General features: G+C 58.5%; 17 protein-coding genes. 12 read left to right on the top strand and 5 right to left on the bottom strand.

The annotated features are described in order from the left end of the window. Positions 1 to 106: 106 nt before the first annotated feature. Positions 107 to 229: a hypothetical protein gene (locus tag OIM11_08850; protein ID HJJ01227.1), complete on the top strand. Its 123-nt coding sequence runs from the start codon at positions 107 to 109 to the stop codon at positions 227 to 229. A gap of 21 nt (positions 230 to 250) precedes the next feature. Here the strand turns inward: OIM11_08850 and OIM11_08845 are convergent, their stop codons facing one another. From OIM11_08845 to OIM11_08835, 3 genes are all read right to left on the bottom strand, one after another. Beyond that, a complete protein-coding gene (locus tag OIM11_08845; GenBank protein ID HJJ01226.1) occupies positions 251 to 520 on the bottom strand; it encodes a ribbon-helix-helix domain-containing protein in 270 nt (89 codons plus the stop codon). 13 nt (positions 521 to 533) lie between these two features. After that, positions 534 to 794 (bottom strand): hypothetical protein, encoded by a 261-nt coding sequence (locus tag OIM11_08840; protein ID HJJ01225.1) that lies wholly within the window; start codon positions 792 to 794, stop codon positions 534 to 536. A gap of 357 nt (positions 795 to 1,151) precedes the next feature. Further along, a complete protein-coding gene (locus OIM11_08835) occupies positions 1,152 to 1,871 on the bottom strand; it encodes a response regulator transcription factor (protein ID HJJ01224.1) in 720 nt (239 codons plus the stop codon). A gap of 107 nt (positions 1,872 to 1,978) precedes the next feature. On the opposite strand from OIM11_08835, the gene OIM11_08830 reads away from it, so the two are divergent. The 5 genes from OIM11_08830 (at position 1,979) to OIM11_08810 (ending at position 5,674) form a co-directional block, all read left to right on the top strand. Continuing rightward, positions 1,979 to 2,743: a type III pantothenate kinase gene (locus OIM11_08830; GenBank protein HJJ01223.1), complete on the top strand. Its 765-nt coding sequence runs from the start codon at positions 1,979 to 1,981 to the stop codon at positions 2,741 to 2,743. Between the two features lie 16 nt (positions 2,744 to 2,759). After that, positions 2,760 to 3,668, top strand: coding sequence for a HAMP domain-containing histidine kinase (locus OIM11_08825; protein HJJ01222.1), 909 nt, complete (start codon positions 2,760 to 2,762; stop codon positions 3,666 to 3,668). Positions 3,669 to 3,770: 102 nt separating this feature from the next. Beyond that, a complete protein-coding gene (locus tag OIM11_08820) occupies positions 3,771 to 4,049 on the top strand; it encodes an ACT domain-containing protein (GenBank protein ID HJJ01221.1) in 279 nt (92 codons plus the stop codon). 30 nt (positions 4,050 to 4,079) lie between these two features. Further along, positions 4,080 to 4,874, top strand: coding sequence for an ABC transporter permease (locus OIM11_08815; protein ID HJJ01220.1), 795 nt, complete (start codon positions 4,080 to 4,082; stop codon positions 4,872 to 4,874). A gap of 101 nt (positions 4,875 to 4,975) precedes the next feature. Continuing rightward, on the top strand, positions 4,976 to 5,674 hold the full coding sequence (locus tag OIM11_08810) for an ABC transporter ATP-binding protein (protein ID HJJ01219.1): 699 nt from the start codon (positions 4,976 to 4,978) through the stop codon (positions 5,672 to 5,674). Between the two features lie 7 nt (positions 5,675 to 5,681). Here OIM11_08810 and OIM11_08805 read toward each other — a convergent pair whose 3' ends face one another. Further along, positions 5,682 to 6,908 carry a glycosyltransferase gene (locus OIM11_08805; protein ID HJJ01218.1) on the bottom strand — a complete coding sequence of 409 codons (1,227 nt, stop codon included), beginning with the start codon at positions 6,906 to 6,908 and terminating at the stop codon, positions 5,682 to 5,684. Positions 6,909 to 6,925: 17 nt separating this feature from the next. Then, a complete protein-coding gene (locus tag OIM11_08800; GenBank protein ID HJJ01217.1) occupies positions 6,926 to 8,080 on the bottom strand; it encodes a glycosyltransferase in 1,155 nt (384 codons plus the stop codon). A gap of 86 nt (positions 8,081 to 8,166) precedes the next feature. Between OIM11_08800 and OIM11_08795 the strand changes: the two genes are divergently transcribed. From OIM11_08795 to OIM11_08770, 6 genes are all read left to right on the top strand, one after another. Then, a complete protein-coding gene (locus OIM11_08795; GenBank protein ID HJJ01216.1) occupies positions 8,167 to 8,580 on the top strand; it encodes a GtrA family protein in 414 nt (137 codons plus the stop codon). A gap of 46 nt (positions 8,581 to 8,626) precedes the next feature. After that, positions 8,627 to 9,751, top strand: a complete 1,125-nt coding sequence (glf, locus tag OIM11_08790; protein HJJ01215.1) for a UDP-galactopyranose mutase — start codon at positions 8,627 to 8,629, stop codon at positions 9,749 to 9,751. 7 nt (positions 9,752 to 9,758) lie between these two features. After that, positions 9,759 to 10,226, top strand: a complete 468-nt coding sequence (tadA, locus tag OIM11_08785) for a tRNA adenosine(34) deaminase TadA (protein HJJ01214.1) — start codon at positions 9,759 to 9,761, stop codon at positions 10,224 to 10,226. Beyond that, complete coding sequence (locus OIM11_08780) at positions 10,223 to 11,089, top strand: glycosyltransferase family 2 protein (protein HJJ01213.1); 867 nt, start codon at positions 10,223 to 10,225, stop codon at positions 11,087 to 11,089. The genes tadA and OIM11_08780 overlap by 4 nt, the downstream gene beginning before the upstream one ends. 57 nt (positions 11,090 to 11,146) lie before the next feature. After that, positions 11,147 to 11,803, top strand: a complete 657-nt coding sequence (nth, locus tag OIM11_08775; GenBank protein HJJ01212.1) for an endonuclease III — start codon at positions 11,147 to 11,149, stop codon at positions 11,801 to 11,803. Positions 11,804 to 12,271: 468 nt separating this feature from the next. Beyond that, a complete protein-coding gene (locus OIM11_08770) occupies positions 12,272 to 14,656 on the top strand; it encodes a molybdopterin-dependent oxidoreductase (protein ID HJJ01211.1) in 2,385 nt (794 codons plus the stop codon). The last annotated feature ends 18 nt before the right edge of the window (positions 14,657 to 14,674 follow it).

Genomic DNA, 14,674 nt, shown 5'->3' with positions numbered 1-14,674 from the left:
TCCTCAGGGGCCGGTCCTTTTTTTTGCGGGCGCGAATAGATGGTTGATTCTTCGCATATATCCCGCCCGGCATGCGTCCCATCGCGTTTGACGAAACGGTACCGCCATGACGGGTGGCTTTCCCGCGGCCATCCTCGACCTTGCCGACGTCGACTCGATGTCCGGCGAGGAGCTCTGCAAGACGGCCGAGGACAACGGTATCGACCTGCGCGCCTTCGTCATCGAGTGACGCCTTATTTCTGGATCTTCTTCAGCCCAGTGCCGCCTCGAGCGCCTCTCGCAGGAATTGGGATCGTGACTCGTTCTTCCCGTGTGCGGCCTTGTCGAGTTTGTCCCGAAAGGATCGCGGAATCTTGAACGCAACGGTCACTAGCTCCTCATCACATAGGGGAGGCCTGCCCTGGGGCGCTACGAGCATCTTGCCGGCCTTGCCGGGGTAGTCTCCGCGCTCTGCCTGGGCTGCGAGCTCCTCGATCATGGCATCGGTAAGAACGCGACCGCTCTTTGTCCTGTATTCCATCTTGGACCTTCCTCTACAACCCGAGTTCCTCACGCATCTTCGCCGTTATCTTCATGGCGTGATAGATCAATATTGATCCACAATCAAGCTCTGTTGCCGCCAGCTCCAGAATGCGTCCCTTCTTGTCTGCACCTGCGGCAATGTAGAATTCCGGCGAACCGTACTCTCTCACCTGTATGGCAAAGGCATTGCGCCAGGCTGAGACAGCATCTTCATCTGAAATCTCTGGATGACGATCATGAACCCGAGAATGAACTATCACATCATCTTCCATTTTGCCCCTTAGTATTATACATTTTTATAAAATGTTTTTGTATAACTAAAATGCTTATACATTACATTTGGCTACAGGCGAGAACTCATCTCGCCAGCACATGAATTGTATCATTAAAACGAACAGATGTTCGCTATTTGCATCCACACATTAAATGTCCGGCGAGGAGCTCTGCAAGACGGCCGAGGACAACGGCATCGATCTGCATGCTTTCGTCATCGAATGATGCGGGGTGACAGGGTGTTTCCGAAAAAAACGAATGCAGCGACACCGAAAAAACGAATTCTCCCCACATGAAAAAAAGCGGGCAGGCGCATTGCGCCCACCCGCTCTCGCCGTAGCGTATCTTCCGCACCGCTACTTGTTCTTGAAGTCCTTCACGAACCTATAGCCATAGCCGCGCACGGTCTCGATGACGTTGGGATCCAGCCCGACGCTCGCCAGCTTGTCGCGCAGGCGCTTGATGTGCGTGTCCACCGTCTTGGTCTCGACGACGTACTGCCAGTCCCACGCCTCGCGCAGCAGCTGCTCGCGGCCCAGCACGGTACCCGCATGGCTCATGAGCGTGACCAGCAGCTCGAACTCACGCGGCGTGAGCTCGATGTCCTTGCCCTCGAAGGTGGCATGATGCCCTGCCTCATCCAGATGGATGCCGCTAATGTCGAGGACGCGCACGCCGTCAGCGCTTGTGTCGGCTTCTTGCGGAGCACGGCGCAGCAGCGCGTGTACGCGGGCAAGCAGCTCGCGGATGCCAAAGGGCTTGGCTAGGTAATCATCGCCGCCGAGCTCGAGCCCGACGACCTTGTCGAGCTCCGTATCACGTGCCGATAGAAACAGCACGGGCACGTTGCTCTTCGTGCGGATGCGGCGGCACACCTCGTAGCCGTCGATACCGGGCAGCATGACGTCGAGAATCACGAGGTCATAATCGTTGGCGTTGGCCATATCGACGGCCTCGTTGCCATTATGGGCGACATCGACCTTGTAGTTCTCCTTCGAAAGGTTAAAGCTGACGAAATCGGTTATTGCCTGCTCGTCGTCAACGACGAGTATTCTCTGTTCGCTTTTTTCATCCATGGTAAGCTCCACTCAACCATTACCTGTTACGATTACATTCTATTGTATGCGCTGAAGGAGAGTTCGCGCTACGCTGTAATGAAACTGTTTTGAGAGATGGAGAATGCATGCTTCTGACCGTGGACATCGGAAACACGCAAACCGCCATGGGCCTCTTCGAGGGCGAGGAGCTCGTGGCCCACTGGGTCTTCACGACGCGCGCGCAAGATACCGCCGATGAGGTGAGGCTTTCGCTCGTCGGGCAATTCGGGCTCAACGATATCGACATCTCGTCTTGCGATGACGTGGTCATCGCCTCGGTCGTGCCGGCGCTTACCGAGTGCTGGGCGAGCGTCGCACGAAGCATCACCGGGCGCGAGCCCATCATCGTGGGGCCCGGCATCAAGACGGGACTCGCGATGCGCTACGACAACCCGGCCGAGATCGGCGCCGACCGCGTGGCCGATGCCATTGCCGCCATCAAGCTCGAGGGCGCGCCTGTCGTGGTCGTCGACCTGGGAACCACGACCAACATCGAGGTTATCGACGAGAAGGGTCGCTTCATGGGCGGCATCATCGCGCCTGGCATGGGCACGGGTGCAGATGCCATGTTCACCCATGCAGCTCGCCTGCCGCAGGTCGACATCGTCGAGCCCGCCCATGCGATTGGCACCAACACGATAGACGCCATGCGCTCGGGTATCATCTTCGGCGAGGTCGCACGCATCGACGGCCTTGTTCGCGCCATCTTCGACGAGCTCGGTTACGAGGCGCCCGTCATTGCGACGGGCGGCTTCTCGGGCATGATCACCGAGCTTTCCCAGACCATCACACGTCGCGAGTCGCGTCTGACCTTGCATGGCCTGCGGCTCATCTACGAGAAGAACCGATAGAGCCGAGGAGGCTGCCGTGGTTGCAGGTGATACGGGCAACAGGATCGATTCGCAGGATATGTTCGGTGGGGAGGTCCCGCCCGAGGTCCTGCGCTTCTTCGAGCAGGCAGATCCGCCACACGAGGTCCGCGCGTTCATACGCGAGACCATCAACGAGATGCGCAGCGAGGAGGCTCGCCAGGCGCAATTCGTGAGTGACGTGAGTCACGAAATCCGTACGCCGCTCACCGCCATTCGCGGCGCGGCCGAGACCTTGCTCGAGGGGGACGTTCCCGAGCAGCTGCAGCAGCGCTTCCTCGACCAGATCATCAAGGAGTGCGATCGCCTCACGCGCCTGGCCAATGATCTGCTCACCTTGCAACGGGCCGAGGGCGAAAACATGGAGCTCACGCGCATCAATCTGCGCGCCATCGCCGATAACTGCGCCCTGCTCATGCAAGGACTTGTCGAGGAGCGCGGCGTGAACCTCACCGTGGTGGGCGAGGCTCCGGACGTCATGGGCAATGCAGACGCGCTCAACCAGATCCTCGTGAACCTCATCGAGAACGCGAGTCGCTTTGCGGGCGAGGGTGGCCACGTGCGCGTCGAGATTGCCTGCAACGAGGGCCATTCGGTCATCGCCGTCAAGGATGACGGGCCGGGCTTCGGCGACGAGTCACCCGAGCATCTCTTCGATCGCTTCTATCGTGCCGACCAGAGTCGCGCGCGCTTCAAGGGCAGCGGCAACAGTGGCCTGGGGCTTGCCATCGTCAAGGCGCTTGCCGAGGCGATGGGCGGCACCGTGCAAGCGGCCAATCTGGCTGGTCACGGCGCGGTCTTCATCGTCGCCATTCCCAGCCTGCCTCCCGAGAACTGGAAGGACACCGCGCCTTGCGCGCATCTGAGCGAGTCGCTCCGGGAGTCAATTCTCAACGTCGGTGAGTAGCGCCTTCCGTGGGCGAAAACCCCTCTCCATATGCGAATGCGTGGGTGGCGCATGCGAGCATTTGCGGTACCATGTGCGTTACGAAAATCTGAAGGGAACAAGATGACTCCAACGAGAACCGTCGTGACCGTCCTGGGCAAGGATCGCAGCCGCATTGTCGCGACCATTGCCACGACGCTTGCCGATTGCGGCGCCAACATCGACGACATCCAGCAGAATGTCCTCAACGACATTTTCTCGATGACCATGCTCGTCACGCTCGACGAGGACGTTGCAAGCTTCAACAAGGTGCAGGAGCTGCTCGCCCGCGATGGCGAGGCGCTCAACCTGCAGGTCGTCATCCAGCGCGAGGACGTCTTCGAGTTCATGTACAACGTCTAGCGTGGAAACTGGGCAGAGGTTGTTTCAAGTATGGCAACGAGCGTACAAAGCGATATGACGCGCAGCGAGTTCAAGAAGAACTGGGGCGTGCTCTCTGCCCTCGTCTCCAAGGACTTCAAGCGCAAGTACCGCCGCAGCGTCCTGGGCATCCTGTGGTCCGTGCTCAACCCGCTGCTCATGATGGTCATCATGACGGCGGTGTTCTCCTACATGTTCAAGTTCAACATCGAGCATTTCCCGCTGTACCTCATTCTGGGAAACATCCTGTTCGGCCTCATGAGCACGGCCACGTGCACGGCCATGACCTCCATCGTCGATTCCTCGTCGCTCATCAAGAAGATCCGCATCGAGAAGGCGATCTTCCCCATCGAGAAGGTCATCTTTGCCCTGGTCAATTTCGTCTTCTCGCTTATCGCGGCCGTCTGCGTCATGATCTACCTCCAGGTCTTTCCCTCCTGGCAGATCATCTTGCTGCCCGTCCTCCTGCTGTTCGTCGTGCTCTTCAGCATGGGATTGGGCCTCTTGCTCTCGGCCCTCGGTGTGTTCTTTCGCGATGTCTTCCATATCTGGGAGGTCTTCATCACGGCCTGGACCTACGCCACTCCGCTGTTTTACCCCATGGACCTGCTCGAGCCGTGGATGCAGCAGGTCATGCTCTTCAATCCCATGTACCATTACGTGACCTACTTCCGCGACATCATGATGTACGGCGTCCTCCCCAGCGGCACGGAGCATCTCATTTGCCTGGGTATGGCTGTCATCACCTTTGCCGTCGGCCTTCTCGTCTTCCGCAAGACCGAGAAGAAGTTCATCCTGTACGTGTAGGGGAGTCCATGGCCGAGGAACTGCAAAAGACCGAGACGTGGGTCGAGAAGGATCCGGGTGCGAAGAGCGATGATCCGGTCATCGTCTTCGACCATGTCGACATGATCTTCAACATCGCGAGCGAGCAACTCAACAACCTCAAGGAGTACTTCATCAAGCTCGTGCGCCGCGAGCTCTTCTTCGAGGAGTTCAAGGCCCTCAAGGACATCTCCTTCACCATCAACCGCGGTGAGGTCTACGGCGTCGTCGGCAGCAACGGTTCCGGCAAGTCCACGCTTCTCAAACTTGTTGCCGGTGTGCTCGAGCCTTCCAATGGCACGGTTACCGTCAATGGCACCATCGCGCCCATCATCGAGCTGGGTGCCGGTTTCGACTTCGAGCTCACGGCTCGCGAGAACGTCTACCTCAACGGTGCGCTGCTGGGCTACAGCAAGAAGTTCATGGACGAGAAGTACGAGAGCATCATCGACTTCGCCGAGATTCGCGATTTCCAGGACATGCCCATCAAGAACTACTCGTCGGGTATGGTCGCGCGCATCGCCTTCGCCATCGCCACGGTCACCACGCCCGACATCCTCGTCGTCGACGAGGCGCTTTCGGTTGGCGATTTCCGCTTCCAGGAGAAGTGCGAGAACCGTATCAAGGAGCTCGTCTCGCATGGGACGACGCTGCTCTTCGTCTCGCATTCCATCGAGCAGGTCGAGCGCGTGTGCGAGCGCGCCCTTTGGATCGAGAAGGGCGTTGGCCGCATGCAGGGCGACGTCATGGAAGTCTGCGAGGCCTACCGCCAGGGCATCTAGCGGCCGCTCACCCCAGCAGGTCGTTGACCAGCTCCACAATTGCGCGATAGGCGACGGGGCGATCGAATTGCTCCTCGGCAATCTTGCGGCCGCGCATGCCCATCTCATCACAGGCGTCTTCGTCTTGCGCGAGCGCGATGATGGCGCCCGCAAGCTCGGCCGCGTTCTCTGGCTCGACGTTCACGCCAAAGCCGTCCTGCGTGCACTTGTCCTTGAATTCCTGGCTTTCGCCCGTGTTGATGATGGGACGTCCCGCACACAGATAGTCGGCAATCTTGGAGACGATCGACTGGGGGGCGCCTTTGATGAGCGAGTTGACGAGGACATCGCTTGCCTTGAGGTGTGCGGCCATGATCTGGTAATCCACGTAGCCCGTGAACACGGCGGGTGCATCGATGTCCTCGGCAAGCTTCTCGAGGCCCGGGCGGTTGGGGCCGTCACCGAGGATGTAGAGGCTGAGCCGCTTGCCGAGCTCCTCGGCAATGACGGGCTCTGCAAGCTCGCAGGCGCGGATGAGCGTCGCCACGTCATAGCTGCGGGCAAGCGAACCGGCGTAGATGACCCAGAACTCGTCATCGCCTTTGGTGATGGAGGGGGTGTGGCGCTCAACGCCCTCGTCGAAGTAGGCGATATCGCCGCCCACATACACGGTGAGGTGCGGGATATCCTGCAGACAATGGTGCGTGTACTCGTGCGAGGTACCGACGGCGGCCGAAGCGGAGGCGTAGGCGATGGCCGCATCGCGCTGGAATCCGCTGAAGGCGAAGTCGCTCAACACCGGAATGTCCGCAACCATCTTCATGGCCTCGGGCCATAGGTCATTGATATCGACGACGAAGGGGATGTCGTGCTCGCGTGCAAAGCTGCCTGCATCGGCTGCGATGTTGTTGGGCGGGATCTGGCACCAGACAAGGTCGTAATCCGTCCCGTAGCGCTCGAGGTAGCGGCGCAGATTCTTGCTGAAGACGCCCTGGCTGTATATGCGTGCGGGATTGATGTTGGAGCTATAGCCGGGCTCCTCGATGAAGATGACCTCGTAGGGCAGCTCATGGTACTTGGGGTCAACGATGTTGCGGCGCTTCTTCTCCCAATGCTGGAAGGTCGAGGTGAGCAAGTCGACCTCGTAGCCCTCCTTGGCAAGCAGCTCGGCGATATAGGAGGTGCGGTTGAGGCCGGCGGTCTCGTCGGCGAGCTTCACGGCTTGCGTCACGACGGCGATCTTTGCGTTGCTCACTCGTGTCTCCTTGGGGTCTACAGATAGTCTTTAGTGCAGCGGATGGCGTAATCGAGGCCGTTGGAGCGCACGCGGTAAGCGAACTCGCTCGCAAGGCCCATGCCAAAGCGCAGACGCGAGTTCTTGACTGGTATACCGCGATACTCGGCGAATTGCGCTTTGAGGGCAGGATTGATTTTAGGCTCGCTTGCCACGAGCGCGGGGTCCATGCGGTCGAACATGGCATGGGCCGCTTCGAGGACTTGGGGGTCATCGCCATTGGAACGGTACTGGCCGTTGAAGTAGGTGAAGCCCTTGCTGATGTGGCTTTTGAGCACGCCCTCGTCGGTAATGCCGAGGCGCTCGATGATGTCGGCCATCAATTGCCAACGATCGAAGGGCAGCGTCTTGTTCTTGCGCGCGAAGGCGTCCTCCTCCTGACGCGTCTCCTCGCGGTACACGTAGAACGGCTCGTCTATGTAGACGATGCGCCCGCGCAAGAGCGTGTCGTAGAAGAACTCGTTATCGGCCCAGCCAGCCCCCGGATACTCGTGGAACTTGATGTCGTTTTCCTCGAGGAAGCCCTTGCGATAGATGGCAGACCAAATGGAGGGATGGTGACGCAGCATGTGAACCACGCCCGGGTCGGTGATGGTGAACACCTCGGTCCGGGGGTTGATGCGATGGCGATAGCTGCACTGCAGGTGCTCCTTGGGAGCATCCCCACGTAGCGTACCGTGCTCGCGCACCTCGCGGATATAGGGCGTCTTCACGATATCGCAATCATGGTGCACGGCCGCATCCATGAGCTTGGCGGCCATGCCGGGCAGGATGTAATCGTCTGGTTCCAGAATGCCGATCCACTCCCCGCGGGCGGCGGCGATGCCGTCGTTCATGGCGGCTCCGTAGCCCGCGTTCTCGCGATGCGAGACGATCATGACGCGGGGGTCGCGGGCAAAGCGCTCGACGATCTCGCGGCTGTCATCAGTCGAGCCATCGTCCACGCAGACGATCTCGACGTTGCCATCGCAGTTTTGCGCAAAGAGCGATCCGAGTGCCCACTCGAGGGTGTAGGCGGCGTTGTAGATGGGGACCACGAACGAGAGCTTCGCGTCGAAGTCCTGGTAGTACACATCGCATATGCGGCCGTTAAGCTCACGTGTCTCGTGTATTTGTTTGGTGGGTGAAGCCACGGAACCTCTCCTATGATTACCGTTCGCTTGTAGGCCTATTCTATGACACGCCGCCCTTTTATTGAAACTGGATACAATATATATCCATGAATACCTATCTAAGAGAGCTCACCGTCCAGTTTGCCAAGTTCGGCATTGTCGGTGTCATTGCCTTTTGCATCGACTACGGGCTATTCCTGCTCATGGACTATGTCTTCGGGGTCAATTATCTCGTTGCCTCTGCCATTTCGTTCACCATTTCGACCGTCTTCAACTACATGGCGAGCATGCGCTATGTGTTTGCAGGCAAGCAGGGCCAGACGCGCACGCAGCAGTTCGTGATCTTTTTCGTACTCAGCGTTGTCGGCCTCGGTCTCAACCAACTCATACTCTGGTTATGCTCGGGCGTCTTTGTCGTGCCTGCATGGGCTGGCAAGCTCGTGGCGACCGTCCTCGTCATGGTGTTCAACTTCGTGACGCGCAAGATATTCCTCGAGGATCGCGTTTCGCGTCGGGGATAATCTGCGCTATGCTTGAACGCGTGCACTTTCGAGAAGGAGATTATTCATGGCTCAATATGATTATCTGATCGTCGGCGCCGGCCTCACGGGTGCCGTGTTCGCGCATGAGGCGAAAAAGGCGGGCAAGAGCTGCCTCGTCATCGACAAGCGCGACCATATCGCCGGCAACGTGTACACGCGCAAGGTCAATGGCATCAACGTTCACGAGTACGGAGCGCATATTTTCCACACCTCCGACAAACGCGTCTGGGATTACGTGAACCAGTTCGCGGAGTTCAACAACTACATCAATGCGCCCGTAGCCAACTATCATGGCGAGCTGTACAACCTGCCCTTTAACATGAACACCTTCTCCAAGATGTGGGGCGTGACCACGCCTGCCGAGGCGCGCGCCAAGATCGACGAGCAAGTCGCGGCCGAGCACATCACCGATCCCTCCAACCTCGAGGAGCAGGCACTCTCGCTCGTAGGCCGCGATATCTTCGAGAAGCTCGTGAAGGAGTACACGGAGAAGCAGTGGGGGCGCGATTGCAAGGATTTGCCCGCTTTCATCATCAAGCGCCTGCCGGTGCGCCTCGTCTTCGATAACAACTACTTCAACGACCGCTACCAGGGCATTCCCATCGGCGGTTACACCAAGATGGTCGAACGCATGCTCGAGGGCACCGACGTGCGCTTGAGCTGCGACTACAAGGATCTCATCGCGCAAGAGCCCGATATTGCCGACCGCGTCATCTACTGCGGTCCCATCGACGAGTTCTATGACTACGAGCTTGGCACGCTCGAGTACCGCAGCCTGCGCTTCGAAAGCGAGCTGCTCGAGGGCGAGGAAAACTGGCAGGGTAATGCCGTCATCAACTACACGAGCCATGACGAGCCCTTTACGCGCATCATCGAGCACAAGCACTTCGAGTTCATGAAGGACGAGGAGGGCAATGTCCTGCCCGACACGGTCATCACACGCGAGTATCCGGCCGACTGGAAGCCGGGCGACGAGCCGTACTATCCCATGAACGACGAGAAGAACAACGCCCTGTACGAGCAATATGCGGAGCTCGCGCGCAAGGAGGACCGCGTGGTCTTCGCAGGCCGTCTCGGCGCGTACAAGTACTACGACATGGCACCTTGCATTGCCGCGGCGCTTGACCTGTGCGAAGCGGAGCTTGGCTAGCGCGCGCATGACGCAGCAGCAAGATGACACCCGCTTCATGCGCCTTGCCATCGAGCAGGCGCTCAAGGCCCAGGAGCTTGGAGAGGTGCCCATCGGTGCCGTTGTCACGTACGAGGGCGAGGTCATCGCCCAGGCCCATAATCGGCGCGAGATCGACCATGACCCGGCAGGGCATGCGGAGTTTCTCGCTCTCAAGCAGGCTGCACGCGAGCTTGATCGCTGGCGACTCTCCGGCTGCACCGTGTACGTGACGCTCGAGCCCTGCCTCATGTGCGCCGGCCTCATGCAACAGTCGCGTATTGATCGTTGTGTGTACGGCGCGTGTGATTCCAAAGGAGGCGCACTGGGCACTTTGTATCAAATACATGACGATACTCGCCTGAACCATCGCTTCGCGGTAGTATCAGGCGTCCTCGAAAACGAATGCGCCGCGCTGTTGAGCGATTTCTTCGCGCGGCTAAGGGAGAAGAAGTGAACCCAAAGGTCAGCGTCATACTGTCCTTCTATAACGCGCAGGCTACGCTCGAGCGCGCGATTCGGGGCATTCTCGAGCAGACCTACCGCAACATCGAGGTCATCCTCATCGACGATGGCAGCACCGACCGTTCCGCCGCTATCGCCGAAGAGCACGTTGCCGTCGATTCGCGCATCCATCTTATCTGCAAGCCCAATACGGGCGTCTCCGATTCACGCAACATCGGCCTCGACGTGGCCACGGGCGACTGGGTGTATTTCGTCGATGCCGACGATTGGATCGAGCCAGATGCCATCGAGGCCTTTATGCAAGCCGCGACGAGCCCCTCGTGTGACTTGGTCGTTTGCGATTTCTATCGCGTGCAGGGCGATGTGATGTCGTACAAGCACGGCCCGGCAGTCGGGTTGGTCTCACGCGAGAAGTATGCGACCTTCATGGCGCATCGTCCGTCAAATTTCTATTACACCTCGTTGTGGAACAAGGTCTTCAAGCGTGCCATCATCGAGGAGCATTCCATGCGCTTCGATACGCGTATGCAGTTTGGCGAGGACCACGTCTTCATCCTCGATTACGTGCGTCTGGTCGACCGCGTTTCCCTGCTCGATCGTGCGCTCTATTACTATGTGGACAATGCCGGGAGCCTCGTGCACCAGGGGCTCAATCCGGTCGGCGTCGTCAAGATGAAGTGGAACACCTACCTGCCGTATCTGCGTCTCTATCGTGATCTCGAGCTTTTCGAGCGCTTTTACCAGCGGCCATCGCTCTACAAGTTCATCTTCATGCCGGCAACGGACGCCTTTGCCAAGAAGGACGCAGAGCCCATCGATCCCACGACGCTTCCGCCCGGCATCACGCTTGACTAAAATGATGAGGAAATTGCTTCGGGCAAATTTCTCATTTCGCCGTTAGGGAGGCTCATAATGCCGCGCGAATCCAAAGCCAAGAAACGTGAGCGAGCCATCGAGTTCTGCGCACGCATGAACGAGCTCTATCCGCAGCCCACGCCCGCGCTCAATTTTGCCAACCCCTTCCAGTGCGTGATAGCCGTCGCGCTTTCCGCTCAGACGACCGATGCCAACGTCAACAAGGTTACGCCCGAGCTTTTCGAACGCTGGTCAACACCCGAGGCGATGGCGCAGGCCGATGTCGACGAGCTCGAGAAGGTTATCTGGACCATTGGCTTTCATCACAACAAGGCGCGCAATTGCGTTAACTGTGCCCGCATGATCATGTCCGATTTCGACGGCGAGGTCCCGCAGGGAATGGACGAGCTCCAGAAGCTTCCCGGCGTGGGGCGCAAGACCGCCAACATCGTCATGAACGAATGCTTCGACAAGGTTGAGGGAATTGCCGTCGACACACATGTTTTTCGCATCGCGCATCGTCTCAAGTTCTCAAACAAGAAGACGCCTGGCGAAGTCGAAAAGGACTTGCTGTCTCTTTTGCCGAGCGAGCTGTGGAAGAACGTAAACAGTCAATGGATACGCTTCGGGAGGGAATATTGCATCGCGCGCAAGCCGCGTTGTGACGAGTGTCCCTGCGTTGACCTGTGCCCTACGCAAATCAGCCTGAAATAGCCAGAGAACCGCTGGTACCGTGCAAACCTAATGCGTTTAGTATGGGGTCGTACCAGATTCATTATTATATTCTAAATAGGATAAAGATTCTCATTATTCACTCAGGCTTTTTATACGATAGCTGGTATTATTTTGGAGCGCTAGGTCATTTGCGTTTTCGATGCCCCAGACACCATCGCAAACAAGAGCGTCCTGGCACACATTACCCAATCACATTCGTGAAGGGAGGGTTGACTAGAGGCATTACCCTCTAAAATCCAACCCAAGGTTCGCCTGAGCTGTTTAAGCTCATCCGTGTTCTTGGAGGCAAGTAGTTGCCTTGCTGTTGTTGGTTATGCGGAGTGAATGTGAAGTGGGATTCTTTACAAATCACACCACATATATGTGCCAAGAGTTTAAATCTGGCTTCAGGCGCATAAGAGGGCTTCAAGTTTTCCCAAAAGGTAATTGAGGAAAAGGAGTAACACTATGGCTGGAACTTACAGCAAAGAGTGGCGAGTTACACGCGAGGATGGCACTGTAGCTACCCGCAGCAACACCTGGTCTCCCCCGGGATCTCACCCGGTAGGATATGGCGTTAAGGTTATCACCGATGGCGGCCGTCTCATCCGCATCGAGGGTGACGACGACAACCCCATTACGCAGGGTCGCGTCAACGCCATGAACCTTGCTCTGCGCGAGTACACCTACAGCCCCGACCGCGTCATCTATCCCATGAAGCGCGCCTATGAGGATCGCGGCAAGATGAAGTGGGAGCGCACCACGTGGGACGAGGCTCTCGACACGATTTGCGAGAAGGTCCGCTACTACCAGACCACGTATGGTCCCGAGTCCATCGTCTGCTTTGGTGGCACCGGTCGTGAGGCTTGCATCTTCTACTATGCTCTGACGTTCTCCGTCCTGCAGTCGCCCAACTGCTGCTACACGCAGTCTGGCTGGTCCTGCTATGGTCCGCGCTGCTCGATCGCTGACTACGTCCTGGGTGCTGGCTATCCCGAGCTCGACTATGCAGGCCACCTGCCTGGTCGTTTCGAGGATCCCGCGTACAAGCTCTCCAAGTGGGTTGTCGTTTGGGGTAAGGAGCCGCTGCCCTCCAATGGTGACGGTTTCTTCGGTCACGTCCTCGTCGACATGATGAAGCTTGGCACGCACCTGATTTCCGTTGACCCCCGCATCACCTGGCCGGGTTCGCGCAACGGCAACATCAACGTCCAGCTCCGTCCGCAGACCGACACCTGCTTCGCACTCGGTGTCATGAACCTCATGTTCCAGAACGACGAGTATGATCACGAGTTCGTGGAGCAGTGGATCTACGGCCTCGACGAGCTCAAGGCTCGCGCTGCCGAGTATCCCGTCGAGAAGGTCGCCGAGATCACCACGGTCGATGTCGCCACGATTGAGCGCGTCGCTCACATCCTCGGCACCGAGCGTCCCATCGGCTGGGCTTGGGGTCTGGCGTTCGACCAGAACAAGAACGGCGTTCAGCTGTCCCAGGCGATGATTCTTCTCGCTGCCATGACCGGTTCCATCGATACCCCGGGTGGTCTGACCCTCGGTCCCCCGTCCGCTCTCCTCGGCAAGTGGCGTATGGAGCAGCGCGGCGCTATGACCGACGAGGTCTGGTCGCTTCGTATCGGTGCTGCCGAGTGGCCTGGTCTGTCCACTGGTATGGCTACCACTCAGCCGGACGAGACCCTGAACACCATGGAGTCGCACAAGCCGTATCAGCTCCGCATGGCTTGGTTCAACAGCTCCAACTTCCTGGCGCCCACCTGCTCGGCTCAGCCCAAGCGTTGGCATGACGCTCTGTGCGAGAGCATCGAGTTCTGCGTCATCCAGGACCTCTTCCTGACCCCGACCGCTATGGCCGTGGGCGATTACTTCCTGCCGATGTCCACCTGGGCTGAGCATGATGGTATCTGCCTCACGCACTATGGCCGCAACACCGTCTTCATGGGCCCGATGAACAAGGCCCTGCAGGTTGGCGAGTGCATGTCCGACGTCGAGATCTGCCTCGTCTTCGGCCAGCGCCTCAACCCGACGTGGTGGCCGTGGTACAAGCCGGCCGGCGACACGCTCGACGTCTCCACGCTCGAGCACAGCGAGTACGCTCCTATGCTGCTTGGCAAGGATCGTGGCCTGCTCGACCGCGACGCTCTGGAGAAGGCAGTCGTCCAGTTCTACAGCGATCAGCTGGCAGAGCTTGGCATGACCTTCGACGAGTTCCGCGAGGAGGGCATCTATCAGCCGGGCGCCCATGGCTTCGAGTACGAGAAGTACGCCAAGGGCATGCTCCGCTTCGACGGCGAGCCGGGCTTCAACACCATTACTGGTCAGATCGAGGCCTACTCGATTCTGTACGAGTCCTGGGGCGAGGATCCGCTGCCGTACTACGAGGAGCCCAACTACTCGCAGATCAGCAAGCCTGAGTTCGCTGGTCAGTATCCGCTGATCACCACCTCTGGTTCGCGTCGCTACAGCTCCTTCCATTCGGAGCATCGTCAGGTTCCGTCCCTGCGCCAGATCGATCCGTGGCCGTGGGTCCAGATCAACCCCGAGACCGCTGCCGAGTACGGCATCACCAAGGGCGACTGGGTCGAGGTCTACAACATGTTCGGTTCTGCTCGCTTCAAGGCAGAGATCACCTTCTGCATGAAGCCCGGTATCATCAACTGCGCTCATGGCTGGTGGTTCCCCGAGCAGGACGGCGAGGAGCCCAACCTGTTCGGCGTTTGGAAGTCCAACTTCAACAGCCTCGTTCCGCACATGAACATCGGTAAGCTCGGCTTCGGTGCTCCCTACAAGGGCGTTATGTGCAACATGAGGCGTGTCCGCGGCCTGAACCAGGATTAATAAGAAAGGAAGTTACTT

The organism is Coriobacteriaceae bacterium (assembly GCA_025992705.1).
GTDB lineage: Bacteria > Actinomycetota > Coriobacteriia > Coriobacteriales > QAMH01 > QAMH01.
The sequence above is the reverse complement of the archived record's forward strand: the minus strand, read 5'-3'. Positions and strand labels throughout refer to the sequence as shown.

What these genes read in the sequence shown, in the direction of transcription:
- OIM11_08795 (HJJ01216.1), top strand. Translation starts at nt 8,167, where the DNA reads ATGAATACCTATCTAAGAGAGCTCACCGTCCAGTTTGCCAAGTTCGGC.
- tadA (HJJ01214.1), top strand. Translation starts at nt 9,759, where the DNA reads ATGACGCAGCAGCAAGATGACACCCGCTTCATGCGCCTTGCCATCGAG.
- glf (HJJ01215.1), top strand. Translation starts at nt 8,627, where the DNA reads ATGGCTCAATATGATTATCTGATCGTCGGCGCCGGCCTCACGGGTGCC.
- OIM11_08815 (HJJ01220.1), top strand. Translation starts at nt 4,080, where the DNA reads ATGGCAACGAGCGTACAAAGCGATATGACGCGCAGCGAGTTCAAGAAG.
- OIM11_08770 (HJJ01211.1), top strand. Translation starts at nt 12,272, where the DNA reads ATGGCTGGAACTTACAGCAAAGAGTGGCGAGTTACACGCGAGGATGGC.
- OIM11_08820 (HJJ01221.1), top strand. Translation starts at nt 3,771, where the DNA reads ATGACTCCAACGAGAACCGTCGTGACCGTCCTGGGCAAGGATCGCAGC.
- OIM11_08830 (HJJ01223.1), top strand. Translation starts at nt 1,979, where the DNA reads ATGCTTCTGACCGTGGACATCGGAAACACGCAAACCGCCATGGGCCTC.
- OIM11_08845 (HJJ01226.1), bottom strand. Translation starts at nt 520, where the DNA reads ATGGAATACAGGACAAAGAGCGGTCGCGTTCTTACCGATGCCATGATC.
- OIM11_08840 (HJJ01225.1), bottom strand. Translation starts at nt 794, where the DNA reads ATGGAAGATGATGTGATAGTTCATTCTCGGGTTCATGATCGTCATCCA.
- OIM11_08835 (HJJ01224.1), bottom strand. Translation starts at nt 1,871, where the DNA reads ATGGATGAAAAAAGCGAACAGAGAATACTCGTCGTTGACGACGAGCAG.
- nth (HJJ01212.1), top strand. Translation starts at nt 11,147, where the DNA reads ATGCCGCGCGAATCCAAAGCCAAGAAACGTGAGCGAGCCATCGAGTTC.
- OIM11_08850 (HJJ01227.1), top strand. Translation starts at nt 107, where the DNA reads ATGACGGGTGGCTTTCCCGCGGCCATCCTCGACCTTGCCGACGTCGAC.
- OIM11_08810 (HJJ01219.1), top strand. Translation starts at nt 4,976, where the DNA reads ATGATCTTCAACATCGCGAGCGAGCAACTCAACAACCTCAAGGAGTAC.